We start from the raw sequence: 17,880 nt of genomic DNA on the forward strand, positions 1-17,880 counted from the left end.
CAGGTCTGGGCTTTTTGCTTTGTGGTGCCGCAGGAGGCGCGATAAGCAAAAGCCCGGATCGATGATCCGGGCTTTGTGGTGTGTCGCTTCCCGACGGGACAGAAGGCTGTGGGCCTACTGCTTGGCGCCCGGCAACGTCTGCGCAAGCCGCACGGCGACATCCTTGCTCCAGCTGTCCAGCCAGTCCTGGAAGTGACTCATCGAAACGGCCTCAGAGCCGTTCTTGTTCTCATGGCGCAGGCCATAGCCCCCCGCCACCATTTGTCCGGTCTGGGCATCATCCAGCTGACCCACGGTCGAGAGCTTGACGATATATTTCTGCAAACCCGTTGCCCGCCGAGCCAGGTTAAAGACCATTTTGATCGGCAAAACATCGGAGACTTCAAACCCTTGAGGACTCTGCTCAATGTGCGTGACGGCGATGCGCAGGATGATCACTCCCGGGCCTGGCTGGTCGGTCACTTTCAGGCCCTGTGCCTGCAAGGCCTTGGTCATGGTTTGCTGGAACAGCTGGGCAGCCTGGCCCGTTTCGTCACTGACCAGTGCCTGCCACTGTTTGTCCTGCTTCTGCTCCAGAATGACCAGCGGCGCTACCATGATCTGGTTGTATTGCAGCAGGTCCGCCCCGGGTTTGAGGTAGTAAAACTGCCCCGGATAGCCTTTCAATGGCTTGAATTGGGACTTGGGGATATTGAACAGCAACTCCGGCTGAATCGTGGACGGCGCAGGGTCAGCCGCCATGGCCAACTGACAGGACAGTGCCAGCAGCGTGCTGGCACACAGGCATTTGAGGCTTCGCTTCATGATCACCCTTATACAGGTAGCGCTGCGGGGTTGTCGGATGACTTCGGTTGGGTTGTTGGGTGGAATGTCCCACAACATCATCATATTTTAGACAGTAGGTATCATCAAATGTCCCGATATGAACATGAAAAATGACGTTCAGGCGGGGCGCCAGATGAAGGGCTCGCTCATGACCTGGAGCTGATCTTCTTTCGGGCCGGCTTCCAGCAGGCGCAGGCGCAGGTCACGCTGGGAGGCATCCAGCAGCGTATTCAGATGGATGCGCAGTTTACGGATTTGCGTGTCATCGGTCAGATGATCGATCTGGCAATAGACTGAAGCGGTGGCCTGGGAGCTCTGCTGACGGATGGCCGAAGCCCGTTCGACCAACTCTTTCTGTTCGGCAATACGAGCCTGAATCTGCTGATTGATTGCCGCCGCGGCCGTCAGTGATGGCGTGATTCGTGCCTTGATCTTCAGCAGATTGGCCTTCTGCTCCTCATTGAGTACCAGTTCCTTGCGTTGCACCTTGCCGGCAATCGCCAGATAGTTGCGCACATCCGGGTCGGCGACCAGTGCGTCATACTTCTTGCGCATCTCCTCGATTTCACCGGTGATTTCGCTGCTGCGAAAGCGCATTTCATTGATGCGGGCATTGAGCAGGCTGAGATCTGGCAACACCACCGAGACCATGGTCGGCGTATTGCGCCGGCTGTGCGCCTGCTCGATATGAACCTGACGACCGGCCATCTGGCTGCCGTGTGCCGCCTTGATCCGGATTTCTTCGCCGACAATGCAACAATTCACGGCAGACTCGATCTCGATGTGCTGACCGATCACAAACACATTCTCGGCCCGGCTCAGGGTAATCGTGCCCTTTTTGGCGATGACCGTTGCATTGCTGGTCAGTCCGTCGATGTGGATGTCGCCATCCTCATTGATGGCCGAGCCGCCGACCAGGTTCTGCTTCAGCTGAATGGTGCCGCCCTCGGAGATCACTTCGCCGAAGACATCGGCCATCACGGTAATGCTCTTGCCTCGGACGACCCGTTTTTCCTGGATCTCGCCATGCTCCTCAAAGTGCTCGCCCTTGAGCGCGATGTCACCGGTGGTTTTCAGACTGACGCCGGAGTAATTGATGATTTTTTCCGTGACGGCGATGCGATTGCTGGCAGTGTCGATATTCAGGAAACCGTTGATACGGGCGACGATGAATTCCCCTTCCGCGGTCTGTTCGATCGCCGTCCCTTCCCCCGCCAGCACCCGCAGGTCGAAGTCATCCGGCAGTGGTGGCTCGACGGGTTTGCCTGACAGGCTGAAGCCCGGCAGACCAAGTTCACGCGGGGACTTCTGCATCAGCCGATCGCCCGCTTTGACCTGGGGGAAGCGATTACCGAAGTGGCGCAGATCGATGGCGCCATTGGGAAGTTTGAGCGGTGCGTCATCGCGGCGCATCTGGCTGCCGACTTCGACCAGGTTGGCATCCTTGCCCGGTGTGACCGGCAGGGCATGGGCAACGGCGATACGGGCATATTTGTTGCTGCCGATGGTCGCGCGTACCACGGCCTCATCAATGCCATAGCGGATCCCCTTGACCCACATGGCGGCGACAAACTCGTCAAAATCCAGCGTCGCTTTAACCTGAACAACTTTCTGGTCGAGGCCGATGACATCCTGTGTGCCGTCTTCGAGTTCTTCATAGATCGGCACCGAGATAGTCTTGTCCATCATCACCGGTTCGAACAGGTATTCGGCGCTGTCATCCGCGAGAAAGGGATTGCGATACAGCGCCTGCCGATTGGCGGGAAAGGGCTGGATACCTGTTGCAATGCGAACCTTGCCGACCTTGCTGATGCTGGCCGCCGCCCGGGTCGCCAGCATTTCCGGCGTGTACTGGCTGATGAGGCGGAGAAAGGCAGGATAGTCGAGGTTTTGCAGGCAATAACCGGCGGCAAACATGCGGTCGACGAATTCACAGAACAGCGCGGAAGAGTCCATCCTGCCCAGATCGACCCACACGCCCTGCTCATTGAGCTCAATGAAAGGGGGATCGCCGAATTCGCGAAGAAGGGAAGGCTGACTCGTCTGCATGATGTGACGCTTGATCCGGGAAATTTATGACAAAGGGAAATGCTGATTATGCCTGAATTGGCTTCTTCAGCATGGCTTTTTGTCATCAAATTTCAAGGAGCGATTTGCGTCACAAGATCCGGTAGATCAGACGGTCGATCCGGACGCGGCTCAGTCGTGTCAGTAGCTTGCGGACACGCTCCGGATACTGGCGCAGGGTCTCCAGTTCGCGATGTTGCTGGATGGTGCGGGTGTGGCGGTGAATGGCATCCAGCTCCTGCTGCTTCAGCGCCTGCAGCTCCCCGTGTGGATCATGGATCAACAGGGCATTTTCCAGATCGAGACTGAACGCGCGCGGGTTGAGATTGTTACCGGTGAGCAAGTGGTAGTGATCGTCGACCCAGATGCCCTTGAGGTGGAAGCTGTTGGTGCCGTCCTTCCACAAGTGCAGCTTCAACTGGCCATTGAGCAGGGCTTTGCGGTGCTGTTTGGCAAAACGGCGCAGATTGACCTCATACAGATAGGGCAGTGCGCCGATGGCCTTGAAGGACTCATGTGGCGGGATGAAGAAATCGTTGGCGGTCTTGTCGCCGACGATGATCTCCAGCTGGACGCCGCGCTGGATCAGACGGTTGATTTCGCGGGTGACCGGCTTGGGAAAGTTGAAATACGGGGTACAGATGATGACCCGTTCGCGGGCACTGGACAGCAGGTCGAGCACATGGCGATTGAGCGGGTTGTTGCGGCCAATGCCGATCAGCGGCGTCACCGCCAGACCGTTCTGCGCCTCCAGGCTGGCATGCGAGACATCATAGCGTGCCATGGCCAGTTGTCGGCGCAGCAGGCGGATCTCCCGCCGCAACAGGCGTGTCGGCGGACAGTCCGCCTGATCCAGACGGTGCACGGCCGGCGAGGACAGCAGATACTGGCGGGTAAAGTTGACCAGGGCATCGGCCAGTTCACGACAATGCAGCAGGTGGTAGCGGTCGTGGCGGTATTTGTCCTGATACTGCAGATAAACCTCGTTCAGGCTGGCACCGCTGTACAGCACGGTATCATCGAAGACGAAGCCCTTCAGGTGCAGCACGCCGAACAACTCGCGGGTTTGTACCGGGACACCGTAGACCGGAATGGCACCGTCGTGCGCGTCACTGCTGGCCCGGTACCAGGCTGCATTGCCGGCCTGCTTGCCCGCGCCGATCAGTCCGCGCTGGGCTCTGTGCCAGTCGACCAGTACCCGCACATCCAGCTCCGGGTGGGCGCGGCGGGCCGCCAGCAGGGCCTCCATGACTTCATGGCCGGCGTCATCGTCCTGTAAATAGAGCGCCGTCAGATAGATGCGCTGGCGCGCACGGGCAATCTGCTGCAGCAGCACCTGGCGAAAGTCGGCGGCGCTGGTCAGGGTTTCCACCTCGGCGGCGGTCAGAGGAAAGCGCGGTAATTGTTGCAGTGTCGGACGTGGATAGAGAAGCGCCATGATTTATTAGTATGCCAGCGTGCAAGCAGAACTCAGTATCTTACCACCATGGTTATCAGCAGCCCAGCCGGTCCCGCAAGCGGTAGAACGCTACGCCCATCCGGATCAAGGCATTGTCAGCCAGTCCGCGCAGGGGGATCGGCGCAACAGGCAGGCCCGATAGCAGGTCGAAGCCGCTCGTGTCCTGCTCGATACTGCGGGCCATCAATTCGCCGGCCAGACCGGTCAGGGCGACGCCGTGGCCGGCAAAGCCCTGCGCGTACAGAATGCGCTCGGATAGGCGTCCGAACTGGGGGGCCTTGTTCAGGCCCATGTCGATCAGGCCGCCCCAGCTGTATTCGATGGGGGTGCCGGCCAGTTGTGGGAAAATGCGTACCAGCTCTGCCTGACGCTCGGCACGAATGCTGGCCTGATCGCCCTGCGGCCGTTTCAGTCGGCCGCCAAACAGCATGCGGCCATCGTCGGACAGGCGGAAATAGTTGAGCACATGCCGGCTGTCGCAGATCGCCGCATGGCGGGGTAGCAGGCTGGCGTGCAGCTCGGGTGCCAGGGGGGCGGTGGCAATGATGTGGGATTGCACCGGCAGGAAGCGTCGCGCCAGGTCGGGGCGCAGTGCGCCAACGTCGACATTAGTGGCCAGGATCAGATGCTCGGCCCGCACTGTACCGCCCTGCGCGGTCTGGACTTGTACGCCCCTGGCGTCGGTCACGATCTGCGTGACCCGGCTGCGCTCGAACAGCCTGGCGCCCTGTGTGCTGGCGGCTCTGGCCAGTCCCTGTGTGTAGCGCAAGGGGTGCAGATGGCCGCAACCGGGGTCGTACAGACCGCCAAGATAGGCCGGAGAGTCGATCTGCTCGCGCAGTGCGGCGCCTTGCAGCAGCTCGGTCCGGCCATAGTCGAGCTGTTGCAGCAACTGTTGCCAGTCAGCCAGCCCCTTCAGTTGGCGCCGGGTCTCTGCCACGGTGACATAGCCCCAGTGCAGCTGGCAATCAATCTGATGGCGTTCAATGCGGGACTTGAGCAGTGCGACCCCCTGCAAGGAAAGATCCCAGCTCAGGCGAGCCCCGGCTGCCCCGAGGTGCCGGACCAGCAGGGCATGCGGACAGGCGTAGCCGTGCAGGACCTGACCGCCGCTGCGGCCGGAGGCGCCGAATCCGACCAGCCCCCCTTCCAGCAAGACGCAGGGAATGCCTCGTTCTGCCAGCGACAGGGCGGCGCTGACCCCGGTGAGTCCGGCGCCGATAATGCAGACCGCGGTATCCAGCGTGTGGTTTTCCAGGGCAGGGTAGCTCGCCGGCGTGCCGGCGCTGTGGGCATACCAGGAGTCGATATGCTGTCCCTGAAAGGTGTCGAGGTGTGGAGCCTGGCGCATGAGCGGTTTCCGTGGCGGCATGGGTGGATCCATCTTCGCGGTGAGTCTGGCCGGATGTCAATTGTCTGACTGCCTGTGGCTGGTAATCTGACATCAGGACGGGAAACGCGCCGAATCACGCATGGCATGGATGGTGGAAATGTGCAAAAATTCAGCTAACTTGACGAATTGTAGGTTTTTCCATGCTGGACCGGGACGGATACCGCCCCAATGTCGGAATTGTCATCATCAATGCCCGGAATGAAGTCTTCTGGGGCAAGCGTGTGCGCGAGCACTCATGGCAGTTCCCGCAGGGGGGCATCAAACCGGGCGAAAGCCCTGAGGCAGCGATGTATCGCGAGCTGCTGGAAGAGGTCGGGCTGTTGCCGCAACACGTGAAGATTCTCGGCCGAACCCGTGACTGGCTGCGTTACGAGGTGCCGTCCAACTGGGTTCGACGTGAATGGCGTGGCAGCTACAAGGGACAGAAACAGATCTGGTTCCTGTTGCGCCTGACCGGGCGCGACTGCGATGTCTGCCTGCGCGCCACGAATCATCCCGAGTTCGACGGCTGGCGCTGGAGCCCCTACTGGGCGCCGGTGGATGCCGTGATCGAATTCAAGCGGGACGTCTATGAGCGCGCCCTGCGCGAACTGTCCCGTTTTACCAAAGGCCTGGAGACGCGCGAAGAATTCCTGACGCGTCAGCCTCCGGCGGCGGTGCCGGACCGTCAGGCCTGATTTCCCGTTGATGTGGCAGGCGCCTCCTGGTGGGGCGCCTGCTTTTGTTTGATCGATCATTCGTGACTCAATGCCATGACTCAACAATACGACGAATCCTCGGTACGCGTTCTCAAAGGGCTGGAACCAGTCAAAGAGCGGCCGGGGATGTACACCCGCACGGTCGACCCGACGCATATCTGCCAGGAGGTGATCGACAACGCGGCTGACGAGGCGCTGGGTGGGTTTGCCCGCAAGATCGCGGTCACCCTGCACCAGGATGGCTCGCTGTCGGTCGAAGATGACGGGCGCGGCATTCCGGTGGGCGAACATCCGACCGAGAAGCTGCCGGTGGTCGAACTGGTGTATACCCGGCTGCACGCCGGCGGCAAGTTCGACAAGAAGGATGGCGGTGCTTATGCCTTTTCCGGTGGTTTGCACGGGGTCGGTGTCTCGGTGACCAATGCCTTGTCGACCCGGCTGGAGGTGGAGGTCAAGCGCGAGGGCGGCGTGTGGCGCATCGTGTTTGCCGGCGGCGACGTGATTGAGCCGCTGGCCCGCATCGGCGACTGCGGTGCCCGCACCAGCGGGACCCGGGTTCGTGTCTGGCCTGACAGCAAATACTTTGAGTCCCCGCGCTACTCCATGACGGAGCTGGAGCGCATGCTGCGCGCCAAGGCCGTGCTGCTGCCCGGGGTGGCCGTGAGTCTGACCATCGAGCGTGCGGGGGGCGACGAGATCAAGTCCTGGCACTATCCCGATGGTCTGAAGGGCTACCTGGCCGAGCTGTGCAACGGCGACGAGCCGGTGGCGCCGTTTTTCGCCGGCGAGAACTTCATTGGTGCCGAGCACGAACAGTTTGCGCCGGGTGAAGGCGTGCAGTGGGCGCTGGCCTGGTTCGAGGACGGGGCTGGCGGCGAAAGCTATGTCAACCTGATTCCTACGCCTGCCGGCGGTACCCATGAAGCCGGCATGCGTGCCGGGATCTTCGAGGCGGTGAAGAGCTTCATTGATCACCACAATCTCTTGCCCCGCGGTGTCAAGGTCATGGCGGAAGACGTCTGGAGCCGGGTGCGCTTCGTGCTGTCTGCCCGGGTGCTTGACCCGCAGTTCCAGGGGCAGACCAAGGAAAAGCTGACCAGCCGCGATGCCCTCAAGCTGATTGCTGCGCTGACGCGCGACCCGACCGAGCTGTGGCTCAACCAGCATGTGGAAGCCGGTAAAAAAATTGCCGAGCTGGCGATCCGTCAGGCGCAGAGCCGTCTGAAATCGGTCAAGAAGGTGGAGAAGAAAAAGGGCTCCGGCGTGGCCGTGCTGCCGGGCAAGCTGACCGATTGCGAGAGCGAGGATATCGAGCGCAACGAACTGTTTCTGGTCGAAGGCGATTCGGCCGGCGGCTCGGCCAAGCTGGCGCGTGACAAGGAATTCCAGGCCATCCTGCCGCTGCGCGGCAAGGTGCTCAACAGCTGGGAAACCGACAAGGATCAGCTGTTTTCCAATGCCGAAATCCACGATATCGCCGTTGCCATCGGGGTCGACCCGCATCTGCCGGGTGAAAGTGCCGATCTGTCCGGTCTGCGCTATGGCAAGATCGCCATCCTGTCCGATGCCGATGTCGACGGCTCGCATATCCAGGTGCTGTTGCTGACCTTGTTCTACCGCCATTTCTCTGCGCTGATGGGTGCCGGTCACATCTTTATTGCCCAGCCGCCGCTGTTCCGGGTCGATGTCCCGGGACAGGGCAAACATCGTCCGCCGAAGAAGCTGTATGCGCTGGATGCCGACGAGCTGGAGGCGATTCTGGAACGGTTGCGCAGTGAAGGGGTGCGCGAGGGCAACTGGAGCATCAGCCGCTTCAAAGGCCTGGGCGAAATGAATCCCGAGCAGCTCAAGGACACCACCATGCACCCGGATACCCGTCGGCTGGTGTGTGTGCGCATGCGTCCGGACAGCAGCGAGGAAACCCGCCGCATGTTCACCATGCTGATGGGCAAGGGGGAGGCGGCCAGCCGGCGCAGCTGGATGGAGGCGCGTGGTAACGAGGTGGAAGCCGATATTTGACCGGTGCAAGCCCCGGTTGCGGCGATATAATGCTGGCTGAATAAATGACGAGCTGATCATGACACAACTGAAAAACGATCTTTTTTTGCGCGCTTTGCTCAAACAACCGGTCGAGCATACCCCAGTCTGGATGATGCGCCAGGCAGGGCGCTATCTGCCGGAGTACCGCGCCACCCGGGCCCGCGCCGGCAGTTTTCTCGATCTGTGCAAAAACCCCGAGCTGGCTTGTGAGGTGACCTTGCAGCCGCTGGATCGTTTTCCGCTCGATGCCGCCATTTTGTTCTCTGACATCCTGACTGTGCCGGATGCCATGGGGCTGGGGCTGTATTTTGCCGAGGGCGAGGGCCCGAAGTTCGAGCGCCCGCTGCGTGACGAAGCGGCGATCCGCCAGTTGGCGGTGCCCGATCCGGAAGAGGAGCTGGGCTATGTGATGGCGGCTGTCCGTACTATTCGTCGCGCGCTGGATGGCCGTGTGCCCTTGATCGGCTTTTCCGGCAGTCCGTTCACCCTGGCCTGCTACATGATCGAAGGCGGCGGCAGCGACGACTTCCGCCACACCAAGGCGATGCTGTATTCGCGTCCCGAGTTGCTGCATCACATTCTGTCGGTCAATGCCGAGGCGGTGACGCGCTATCTCAACGCCCAGATCCTGGCCGGTGCTCAGGCCGTGCAGATCTTCGATACCTGGGGAGGGGCGCTGTCCCGTGCCGCCTACCTGGAATTCTCCCTGCCTTACATGCAACGCATCGTGCAGGGCCTGATTCGCGAGCACGAAGGGCGGCGCGTGCCCTGCATCCTGTTTACCAAGGGCGGCGGCCAGTGGCTGGAAGCCATGGCAGATAGCGGCGCGGATGCCCTGGGGCTGGACTGGAGTACCGATATCGCCGACGCCCGTCGCCGGGTCGGCGATCGGGTGGCCCTGCAGGGAAATCTTGATCCTTGCGTGCTTTTTGCCTCTGCGCCGGCGATTGAGGCCGAAGTGGCAAGAATTCTCCAGGCCTACGGCCCGGGCAGCGGCCACGTTTTCAATCTGGGTCATGGCATTTCCCAGCACGTCGATCCTGAACATGCGGCGGTGCTGGTTGAGGCGGTTCACCGCCTGTCTGCGCACTGATATAGCCTCAGTACCGCCGTGGTTTTGTCCGCCGCGGCGGTTTGTCGGTCCGCTGGCCGGCCATGGGGTAGTGACTGTTTTTGTCCTGCCCCAATTTACGGATTGACATCTGCCCGGTCTGTTGTTCTAAGAGTTATGCACACGAGCTAGTCTTTTGCCGTATGCTTGTCAAGCCCCCGGTCGGTCAAAAAACTGCTGTTTGTAAGTCATTGAAAAATAAAGCCTTTAACATTTGATTAATTTTTGTGCAATCTGTTGGTCGTGTGTCTGACCCTCGGTTTTGAGCCCTGGCGCAAGGGTTATGCACAAAGTTGTCCACAGAGGCTGTGCACAGGAAAGGCAAAGCCTTGTCGGAGCTAGATTTGCAGCCGGACAGCCCGCCTGCGTCCCCATCGCTTTCGGTAGAGGTAGCACTGGACGTCCCTTTGTGGACCACCTTCCATTACCTGACCGAACAGCCCCTTTTGCGTGGTCAGCGCGTTCAGGTTTCCTTCGGTTCGCGACGCATGTGTGGCGTCGTCACAAATAGTTTCAACGAAAACAAAGATTATGCCTTTCGCATGAAACATGTCGGGGAGGCGTTTGATGAATTGCCGCCCTTGCCGGAAGACTTCCTGGCGCTGGTGAACTTCGCCGCCAGTTACTATCACCACCCCTTCGGTCAGACGCTGTTTACCGCTTTGCCGACGGCCTTGCGCGAGCCGCGCGCCGTGCGCCTGGCCGATCGCCAGGTCTGGCAATTGACACCTGCCGGGCGCGCCGCAGTGATCCCGCCGCGCCACAAAGTACGCTTTGCCCTGTGGCAGGCGCTGTCTCAGGGGGATTTGACCCCCGAGGCTGTACGTGAGCTGGCGCCCGGGGGCGCGGCCATCCTGAGGCAATGGCAGCAGGACGGCTGGGTTCGGCGTGCGACACCTGCGGCCGGGGCGGCGCAGGTTCAGGGTGCCATGCCGCTGACGGCTGAACAGCAGGCCGCATTCGACACCATCCAGTCAGCTAAGGCGCCCTGCAAGCCCTGGGTACTGCATGGCGTCACCGGTAGTGGCAAGACCGAGGTCTACCTGCATTTGATCGAGCAGCAATTGCGTGCCGGTCGTCAGGTGCTGGTGCTGGTGCCGGAAATCAACCTGACGCCACAGCTGATTGGCCGCTTCGTGCAGCGCTTCCCTCAGACGCCGCTGGCGCTGTTGCACAGCAATGTGGCCGATGGCGAACGGCTCAATGCCTGGGTGGACGCCTGGCAGGGGCGGGCACGCATTGTCATCGGCACCCGTCTGGCTGTGTTCACCCCCCTGCCGGAGCTGGGCATGGTGATCGTCGACGAGGAGCATGACGGCTCGTTCAAGCAGCAGGATGGTCTGCGCTACCATGCACGTGATCTGGCTGTCTGGCGTGCCCACCGTGCGGGTGTGCCGATCGTGCTGGGCAGTGCCACGCCCTGCCTGGAAACCCTGGCCAATGTCGAGGCGGGTCGCTATCGCCGTCTGGTGCTGGCGGAGCGGGCGCATCGATCGGCCAGTCTGCCCCAGGTGCGCCTGCTGGATGTGCGCCGTGTCCGGCGCAGCGAGGGCATGTGCGACGAGGTCATGGCGGCGCTGGCCGAACGGGTGCGCAAGCGGGAGCTGAGTCTGGTGTATATCAACCGCCGGGGCTTTGCCCCGGTCGTGGCCTGCACCGAGTGCGGCTGGATTTCCGGCTGCCCGCGCTGTAGTGCCAAGCTGGTGGTCCATCTGCTGGAACGCAAGCTGCGCTGCCACCATTGTGGCTGGGAGGAGCCGGTGCCTCATGTCTGTCCGGAGTGCGGCAACACGGACATCAAGCCGCTGGGTGAGGGGACGCAGCGTCTGGAGGCGGCGCTGGCGCGTGCCTTGCCCGGGGCCCGCATCTTGCGCATCGATCGCGACACCACGCAGCGACGCGAGGCCTGGCACGAGATTTACCGTCAGGTTCAATCCGGTGAAGTGGATATTCTGGTCGGTACGCAAATGCTGGCCAAGGGGCACGACTTCGGTGCCTTGAGCCTGGTGGTGATTCTGAATGCGGACGGCGCGCTGTATTCGGCCGACTTCCGTGCCTCGGAGCGCTTGTTTGCCCAGTTGATGCAGGTCGCCGGTCGTGCGGGGCGGGCGGACCGTCCGGGCGAGGTCTTGCTGCAGACGCAGTGGCCTGAGCATCCGCTGTATCAGGCACTGGTGGCGCATGATTTTGACCACTATGCCCGGGTTCTGCTGGATGAACGGCGCCAGGCCGGCTTTCCGCCCGCCACGTTTCAGGCGCAGCTGCGTGCCGATGCCCCGACGCTGGCCGAGGCGACCGCCTTTTTGCAGGATATTCGCGCCCGGCTGGCGCCGCAGGCGCAACAGGCCGGCGTCATGCTGTGCGGGCCGGCACCGGCCCTGATGGTGCGTCTGGCCAATCGCGAAAGGGCACAGCTGGTGCTGGAGTCTGCCGAGCGCAGCGGCTTGCATCAGTTATTGAATCATTTGACGGTCTGGTTGCCGGAGCAGGCCAGTGGACGAGGTTTGCGCTGGTCTCTGGACGTCGATCCACAGGAAACATGATGAGAAAACCGAAGATGCGCCAGAAATTGATCATGCTCGCCAGCGGAATGCTGATTAGTCTGTCAGCCCATGCGCTGGATCTGCACGGTCTGCCCGCTCAGAGCCTGGCCTTGTGGGTCGCCCCGGTGGCCTCCGCCGACGTACAGACGGCCTATCGCGCCGATGTGCCAGTCAATCCGGCTTCTACCATGAAACTGTTGACCAGCTGGGTGGCGCTGGAGCGGCTGGGGCCGGACTTTACCTGGCAGACGCGTCTGATGGCCAGTGCCCCGGTGAAGGACGGCGTGCTGCAGGGCGATCTCTGGTGGGTGGGTGAGGGGGATCCCCGCTTTTATGCCAGTCGGCTGAGCGAGTTGCTGACGGGCCTGCGCCAACGCGGCATTGTCGGGGTCGCCGGTCGTCTGATGCAGGATCGCACGGCCTACAGCCGGCTGTCGCAAGCTGATGGCTTTGATCCGGACGGCGGTGAAAGCTTCATGGCGCCGCCAGATCCGCTGTTGACCAATCTCAATGTGGTCTGGCTGCGATTCTTCAATGATGCGCAAGGGCCGCGCGTGGTTCTGGATCCGCCGCTGGCCGGCGTGCATGTCCAGGCCAGTCTGACGCGCGGTGGCGACGAGGCTTGCCCGGATGTACGACGCTACGTACGCATGGCCGTCACGGGCAGTGATATCCGCGTCAGCGGTGCGCTGCCGCCGGCCTGCGATGGCCGCATGGCCTATCTGCAGCCTCTGGCGCCGGAAACCTTTGCCGCCGCGGCCTTCCGGGGTCTGTGGCAGGCGCAGGACGGCCGCGGGCTGCAGGGAGATGGCAGTGGCAAGGTGCCGGAGGATGCCCGCGTGCTGGCCGAGGTGAGTTCCGAACCGCTGGCACGCATCCTGCCGGACATGAACAAATTCAGCAGCAACCCGATGGCGCGTTCGTTGTTCCTGACGTTGGGGCGGCAGTCGGCGCAGCGTGGCGACACGGTGGCGGATGCCGAGCGTGCCGTCAGACAGACGCTGGCGGCGCACCAGATTCCGGACCAGGGCCTGGTCCTGGAGAATGGTGCCGGACTGTCGCGTGTCGAGCGCCTGCCGGTCAGTTTGCTGGGCGAGGTATTGCGCACGGCCGCACGTGGCCCGTATGCCTGTGAACTGATGGCCAGCCTGCCGCTGGCCGGTCAGATGGGCACCCTCAGGCGGCGTTTTGTCGATCTGGGGCCGGCGCTGCGGCTGAAAACGGGAACGCTGAAAGATGTGGTGGCGCTGGCGGGGTATTGGCAGCGCCGGGATGGTCAGCGTCTGGTGATTGTGGCGGTGGTGAATCATCCGGAGGCCGCCAGTCTCAAGCCGTCGCTGGACGCCGTGGTACGTGATGCAATTCGGCAGTTTGAGCCAGGCGGGATATAATGATTGATTGTTAATGGCTTGCCCCAATCTGAGAGGGATCAGCCACGTTGCAAGGAAACCTCATGAGTCCCGTTGTCATGTATACCACGGCGGTTTGCCCCTATTGCCAGCGCGCCAAGATGCTCCTGGCCAGCAAGGGCGTGACCGATATCCGTGAAATTCGCGTTGACCTGGATCCGGCCGAGCGCGAAAAGATGATGACCCTGACCGGTCGTCGTACCGTGCCGCAGATTTTCATCGGTGAGACCCATGTGGGGGGCTGTGATGATCTGATGGCGCTGAACAATGCCGGCAAGCTGGATGTCTTGCTGGGGCAGTCGGCCTGACGTCGGTGACGCTGGCCGGTCTGGTTTGCCGTCATCATTCGTGCGATGATGCCGGCCAGCGAAATAATGCAGTATTCCTACGACAGTTTCCCATCGTTTTGGGCTGTCATTTTTGACCAAACCAGCAGGTGAGATTCTCAGTATGAGCGAACAGCAAGCGCAGCAAGAGCAACAACAACCGGTCTTCTCCATCGACAAGATCTACGTCAAGGACATGTCGCTGGAAGTGCCGAATGCACCGGAAGTTTTCCTGGTGCAAGTGCAGCCGGAGATCGACATGCAACTGGCTTCCGAAGCCAAGCAGATCGAAGACGGTTATTTCGATTGCTGCCTGACCGTGACCGTCACGGCCAAGGTGGATGACAAGACGCTGTTCCTGGCCGAAGTGGCCCAGTCCGGTATCTTCCAGATTCGCAATATTCCGGTTGAAGACATCGATCCGATCCTCGGCGTGGCCTGCCCGAACATCCTGTTCCCGTACGCACGTGAAACCGTGTCGAACATCGTCAATCGCGCGGGCTTCCCGCCGGTTCTGCTGTCGCCGATCAACTTCGAAGCCCTGTACATGCAGCAGCGTGCTGCACAGGCCGAAGCCGGGAACGCCTGATGACCAGCCGGCGTCTTGCATGGCTTGTGGCCCTCCTGGCAATGGCCAGTGCGCCCCTGGCGGGCGCACTGGAGTTCCGTTCAGTCAAGGAAACCGGCTCCGTGCTGTACGAGGCGCCGGCATTGTCGGCTAAAAAGCTGTTTGTCGTCAGCCGCTACTATCCGGTCGAGGTGCTGAATACCCAGGATGCCTGGTCGCGGGTGCGTGATGCGACTGGCGGCATTGCCTGGTTGCCCAGCGCCGCCTTGTCTGCTCAGCGGACCCTGTTGGTGGTGAATGAGCGGGCCGATGTCCGCGCCAGTGCGGCGTCTAACGCCCAGGTGGTGTTTTCGGTGCCAAAGAATGGCGTGCTGCAGCTGATTGATCCGCCGGTGAACGGCTGGGTGCATGTCCGCCATCGCGACGGCAGCAGTGGTTACGCCAATATTTCCGATCTGTGGGGCCTCTAGCATGAAGCTTGCCGTTCTTGGTGCCGGTGCCTGGGGTACGGCCCTGGCGATCTCCTTTGCCCGTCATCATGATGTCGTGCTGTGGTCGCGCAATGGGGCGCAAGTGGCCGAGCTGGCTGCCAGCCGGGTCAATCAGCGCTACCTGCCCGATGCCCCGTTTCCGGAGCGTCTGACGCTCAGTGCGGACTTGCCTCGTGCCATTGCCGATGCCGATTTGCTGTTGATTGCCACGCCGATCGCCGGCCTGCGCCCGGTGTTGCGGGCGCTCAAGGCCTGTGCGGGGACGCTGGCACCGGTACTCTGGGCCTGCAAGGGCTTCGAGGCGGGTTCCAGCCTGCTGCCGCACCAGGTGGTAGCGGAAGAGTTGCCGCCGCAGCATCCCTGCGGAGTGCTGTCCGGACCGAGCTTTGCCCGCGAAGTCGCGGCCGGCCTGCCGGCGGCGGTGACCATTGCCTCGGATGACGCGGCCTTTGCCGAGCGCATTGTGCGAGAGTGGCACAGTCCGCTGCTGCGTCTCTATGCCAATGATGACCTGATCGGGGTAGAGGTTGGCGGCGCAGTCAAGAATGTCATGGCGATTGCCACCGGGGTGGCCGATGGTCTGGGATTTGGCCTGAATACCCGTGCGGCACTGATTACCCGCGGGCTGGCCGAGATTACCCGCCTGGCCATGGCGCTGGGGGCCAGCCAGAAAACCATGATGGGGCTGGCTGGCATGGGGGATCTGATCCTCACCTGTACCGGTGCCCTGTCGCGCAACCGTCAGGTTGGCCTGCGTCTGGCCGAAGGTTTGCCGCTGAGCCAGATTCTCGATGAGCTTGGCCATGTGGCCGAAGGGGTGCCCACCGCCCGCGAGGTGCTGACTATGGCCGAAAGGCTGGAGGTGGACATGCCGATCACGGCCGCGGTCTGCGGCCTGCTGTATTACGGCGCCGAGCCGGCACAAGTGGTGGATGAGTTGTTGAGCCGTTCGCCCAAGTCCGAATCCTGATCCTGAATTCATGCCCGCCGTGTTGCGGCGGGCATGTCTTGTTTTGCCTCCCTTTTTGTCCAGTCTCAGGGCTTTGCCGCCGTCGCGGCGGGACGAGCCATGCGCAGCAGCAGCCAGGAGAGTAGCGGCGCTGTCAGCATGAGAAGCTGCAGTGGCCATAATCTGTCGTGGGGCAGCAGGCTGATCAGTTGTGTGACGCAGGCTGCCCCGCCCAGCTGCAGGCAGCCATACAGAGCCGCCGCTGAGCCGGCGATATGTCCGACGGACGAGAAGGCCAGCGCATTGGTATTGGGCCAGACCAGTGCCGCGCCGAACCAGTACACCATCAAGGCCAGCACCAGGCCACCCAGACCCAGCGGCAGCCAGGACAGCGCCAGCATCAGCAGGGCGCCTGCCAGCATGCAGGCGAGGGCCAGCTGCAGCATGCCTGTCAGTCCCCGTTGCTTGACCAGCCTGCCGTTGCACCAGGCGGCCAGCCCATAACACAGTCCGCCCCCTGCGCCGGTCAGCCAGCCAAAGAACACACCAGATTGCCCGTATTGGCTGGTCAGCAGTACCGGACCCATGCTGAACCAGGCGAAATAACTGCCATAACAAACAAACGTCATCAGTGCCACCCGCAGAAATGCCCGGGTGCGCAGCAGTTCGGCATAGCCTTGCCACAGTCCTGACAGACTCAGCGCCTGCCGATGGTGGCTGGCCTGGGTTTCCTGAAAGGCAAAGTGCAAAACAGCCAGCGCCAGCAGGGCATAGCCCAGTAAAAAAACAAAATTGGCCCGCCAACTGATCAGGTGGCTCAGATAGGCACCGATCAGCGGCGCTGCCGGCATGATGAACAGGATCAGGACGACAAAATAGGAGGCGTAGCGCGACAAGGCTTCGCCACTGAACAGGTCGCGGAACACCGCGCGCCAGATGGCGGCACAGGCGCCGGCCCCGGCCCCCTGGATGGCTCTGGCCAGCAGCAGAGCGTCGATGGATGGGGCCAGCGCCGCCAGCAAACTGCCTGCCATGGCGATCAGGCAGCCCAGGGCCAGCACCCGGCGACGTCCAAGCATGTCGGACAGCGGGCCATAGCCCAGCTGCGACAAGGACAGGGTGGCCATGTACACCGCCATGCTGAGCTGCACTTGCCCGATGCTGACGCGGAAGTCACGGGCGATGGCCGGCAGGGCCGGGGCATAGACATCGGCGGCCAATTGCGCAAAGCAGGCAATCAGCACGATGGCGGCTAACTGGCGCCACTGAATGGGAGGGGCAGACTTCATGTTCTTGGCCTTCATCAAAAAATTGACTGATCAGTCAATCAATGTTGTGCGCACTTTACGCATGATTGACCGATCAGTCAATAACGATACAATGACGGATTCTGATGGCGGACAGGCAGCATGAAAGCAGATAACAAACGGGAACGGATTCTGGCGGCCGCGCGCGCGCTGTTCGTCGAGCATGGCTTCGCCGGTACCTCCATGGGCAATATCGCCAGGCAGGCGGGGGTCAATCACAGTCTGGTATTCCACTATTTTGACAACAAGGACACGCTCTGGCGGGCGGTGAAACAGGCGATTGTGCAAGAAGAGCCGCAGGGCATCCTGCCGGATACCGGCCTGGCGTTTGCCGATTTCATGCAGGCGCTGGTGCGTAACAATGTGCGCTTTTACAGCGATAACCGCGATATTGCGCGCATGATCCACTGGCAACGCCTGCAGCAGTCTTCGTCCGCCCGCATCGGGGTAACCCAGTCGGAGTCGGCCGGGCAATGGCTGGCGGCCATTGCGCATTATCAGCAGACTGGCGATATCGATCCTGGCCTGCGTCCGGCGTTTGTGCTGACCCTGATCCTGTCGGCGACCAGCAGCTTCGCCCTGGATCAAAACAGCATGGTGGAAACGCCGGAAGACCGGGCTGCCTGGCTGTCATTCTGTGCCGAACGTCTGGTGCAGGCCTTGCGCCCGCCGCCCGCCAGCGGACAGTAAGCTT

The 17,880-nt window shown here is 61.8% G+C and carries 15 protein-coding genes; 10 read left to right on the forward strand and 5 right to left on the reverse strand.

Going from position 1 to position 17,880, the window contains the following annotated elements:
- Nucleotides 1-114 precede the first annotated feature (114 nt).
- From JNO51_RS03025 to JNO51_RS03040, 4 genes are all read right to left on the reverse strand, one after another.
- Nucleotides 115-804, reverse strand: a complete 690-nt coding sequence (locus JNO51_RS03025; protein WP_215781190.1) for a DUF3313 domain-containing protein — start codon at nucleotides 802-804, stop codon at nucleotides 115-117.
- A gap of 138 nt (nucleotides 805-942) precedes the next feature.
- On the reverse strand, nucleotides 943-2,874 hold the full coding sequence (locus JNO51_RS03030) for a flagellar assembly protein A (protein WP_215781192.1): 1,932 nt from the start codon (nucleotides 2,872-2,874) through the stop codon (nucleotides 943-945).
- A gap of 109 nt (nucleotides 2,875-2,983) precedes the next feature.
- The gene (gene pssA, locus JNO51_RS03035; protein WP_215781194.1) at nucleotides 2,984-4,330 is read right to left on the reverse strand and encodes a CDP-diacylglycerol--serine O-phosphatidyltransferase; all 1,347 of its coding nucleotides are present in this window, start codon (nucleotides 4,328-4,330) and stop codon (nucleotides 2,984-2,986) included.
- 55 nt (nucleotides 4,331-4,385) lie between these two features.
- Entirely contained in the window at nucleotides 4,386-5,702 is a 1,317-nt protein-coding gene (locus JNO51_RS03040) for an FAD-binding oxidoreductase (RefSeq protein WP_215781205.1), read from the reverse strand.
- 182 nt (nucleotides 5,703-5,884) lie between these two features.
- Between JNO51_RS03040 and JNO51_RS03045 the strand changes: the two genes are divergently transcribed.
- The 9 genes from JNO51_RS03045 to JNO51_RS03085 all read left to right on the forward strand — a co-directional run bounded on the left by JNO51_RS03045 (nucleotide 5,885) and on the right by JNO51_RS03085 (nucleotide 15,900).
- The gene (locus JNO51_RS03045; RefSeq protein ID WP_215781207.1) at nucleotides 5,885-6,421 is read left to right on the forward strand and encodes an RNA pyrophosphohydrolase; all 537 of its coding nucleotides are present in this window, start codon (nucleotides 5,885-5,887) and stop codon (nucleotides 6,419-6,421) included.
- Nucleotides 6,422-6,496: 75 nt separating this feature from the next.
- On the forward strand, nucleotides 6,497-8,461 hold the full coding sequence (gene parE / locus JNO51_RS03050) for a DNA topoisomerase IV subunit B (RefSeq protein WP_215781210.1): 1,965 nt from the start codon (nucleotides 6,497-6,499) through the stop codon (nucleotides 8,459-8,461).
- A 58-nt stretch (nucleotides 8,462-8,519) separates the two neighbouring features.
- Nucleotides 8,520-9,575 carry a uroporphyrinogen decarboxylase gene (hemE, locus tag JNO51_RS03055; protein WP_215781212.1) on the forward strand — a complete coding sequence of 352 codons (1,056 nt, stop codon included), beginning with the start codon at nucleotides 8,520-8,522 and terminating at the stop codon, nucleotides 9,573-9,575.
- 326 nt (nucleotides 9,576-9,901) lie between these two features.
- A complete protein-coding gene (locus tag JNO51_RS03060; RefSeq protein ID WP_371822871.1) occupies nucleotides 9,902-12,136 on the forward strand; it encodes a primosomal protein N' in 2,235 nt (744 codons plus the stop codon).
- A complete protein-coding gene (gene dacB, locus JNO51_RS03065; RefSeq protein ID WP_252346168.1) occupies nucleotides 12,136-13,527 on the forward strand; it encodes a D-alanyl-D-alanine carboxypeptidase/D-alanyl-D-alanine-endopeptidase in 1,392 nt (463 codons plus the stop codon). The genes JNO51_RS03060 and dacB overlap by 1 nt, the downstream gene beginning before the upstream one ends.
- Nucleotides 13,528-13,589: 62 nt before the next feature.
- Nucleotides 13,590-13,853 (forward strand): glutaredoxin 3, encoded by a 264-nt coding sequence (grxC, locus tag JNO51_RS03070; RefSeq protein ID WP_215781214.1) that lies wholly within the window; start codon nucleotides 13,590-13,592, stop codon nucleotides 13,851-13,853.
- Between the two features lie 142 nt (nucleotides 13,854-13,995).
- Complete coding sequence (gene secB / locus JNO51_RS03075) at nucleotides 13,996-14,460, forward strand: protein-export chaperone SecB (protein WP_215781216.1); 465 nt, start codon at nucleotides 13,996-13,998, stop codon at nucleotides 14,458-14,460.
- 26 nt (nucleotides 14,461-14,486) lie between these two features.
- Complete coding sequence (locus JNO51_RS03080) at nucleotides 14,487-14,909, forward strand: SH3 domain-containing protein (protein WP_252346169.1); 423 nt, start codon at nucleotides 14,487-14,489, stop codon at nucleotides 14,907-14,909.
- A gap of 1 nt (nucleotide 14,910) precedes the next feature.
- Entirely contained in the window at nucleotides 14,911-15,900 is a 990-nt protein-coding gene (locus JNO51_RS03085) for an NAD(P)H-dependent glycerol-3-phosphate dehydrogenase (RefSeq protein WP_215781220.1), read from the forward strand.
- A 65-nt stretch (nucleotides 15,901-15,965) separates the two neighbouring features.
- Here JNO51_RS03085 and JNO51_RS03090 read toward each other — a convergent pair whose 3' ends face one another.
- Entirely contained in the window at nucleotides 15,966-17,168 is a 1,203-nt protein-coding gene (locus JNO51_RS03090; RefSeq protein WP_215781222.1) for a Bcr/CflA family efflux MFS transporter, read from the reverse strand.
- A 120-nt stretch (nucleotides 17,169-17,288) separates the two neighbouring features.
- Here JNO51_RS03090 and JNO51_RS03095 point away from each other — a divergent pair, with 120 nt between their 5' ends.
- Nucleotides 17,289-17,876 (forward strand): TetR/AcrR family transcriptional regulator, encoded by a 588-nt coding sequence (locus tag JNO51_RS03095; RefSeq protein ID WP_215781225.1) that lies wholly within the window; start codon nucleotides 17,289-17,291, stop codon nucleotides 17,874-17,876.
- Nucleotides 17,877-17,880 lie beyond the last annotated feature (4 nt).

It is taken from the genome of Paludibacterium sp. B53371 (assembly GCF_018802765.1).
Lineage (GTDB): Bacteria > Pseudomonadota > Gammaproteobacteria > Burkholderiales > Chromobacteriaceae > Paludibacterium.

Bases quoted from the DNA above. Each gene is read 5' to 3' on its own strand.
- JNO51_RS03025 (WP_215781190.1), bottom strand. From the start codon at position 804: ATGAAGCGAAGCCTCAAATGCCTGTGTGCCAGCACGCTGCTGGCACTG.
- JNO51_RS03030 (WP_215781192.1), bottom strand. From the start codon at position 2,874: ATGCAGACGAGTCAGCCTTCCCTTCTTCGCGAATTCGGCGATCCCCCT.
- pssA (WP_215781194.1), bottom strand. From the start codon at position 4,330: ATGGCGCTTCTCTATCCACGTCCGACACTGCAACAATTACCGCGCTTT.
- JNO51_RS03040 (WP_215781205.1), bottom strand. From the start codon at position 5,702: ATGCGCCAGGCTCCACACCTCGACACCTTTCAGGGACAGCATATCGAC.
- JNO51_RS03045 (WP_215781207.1), top strand. From the start codon at position 5,885: ATGCTGGACCGGGACGGATACCGCCCCAATGTCGGAATTGTCATCATC.
- parE (WP_215781210.1), top strand. From the start codon at position 6,497: ATGACTCAACAATACGACGAATCCTCGGTACGCGTTCTCAAAGGGCTG.
- hemE (WP_215781212.1), top strand. From the start codon at position 8,520: ATGACACAACTGAAAAACGATCTTTTTTTGCGCGCTTTGCTCAAACAA.
- dacB (WP_252346168.1), top strand. From the start codon at position 12,136: ATGAGAAAACCGAAGATGCGCCAGAAATTGATCATGCTCGCCAGCGGA.
- grxC (WP_215781214.1), top strand. From the start codon at position 13,590: ATGAGTCCCGTTGTCATGTATACCACGGCGGTTTGCCCCTATTGCCAG.
- secB (WP_215781216.1), top strand. From the start codon at position 13,996: ATGAGCGAACAGCAAGCGCAGCAAGAGCAACAACAACCGGTCTTCTCC.
- JNO51_RS03085 (WP_215781220.1), top strand. From the start codon at position 14,911: ATGAAGCTTGCCGTTCTTGGTGCCGGTGCCTGGGGTACGGCCCTGGCG.
- JNO51_RS03090 (WP_215781222.1), bottom strand. From the start codon at position 17,168: ATGAAGTCTGCCCCTCCCATTCAGTGGCGCCAGTTAGCCGCCATCGTG.
- JNO51_RS03095 (WP_215781225.1), top strand. From the start codon at position 17,289: ATGAAAGCAGATAACAAACGGGAACGGATTCTGGCGGCCGCGCGCGCG.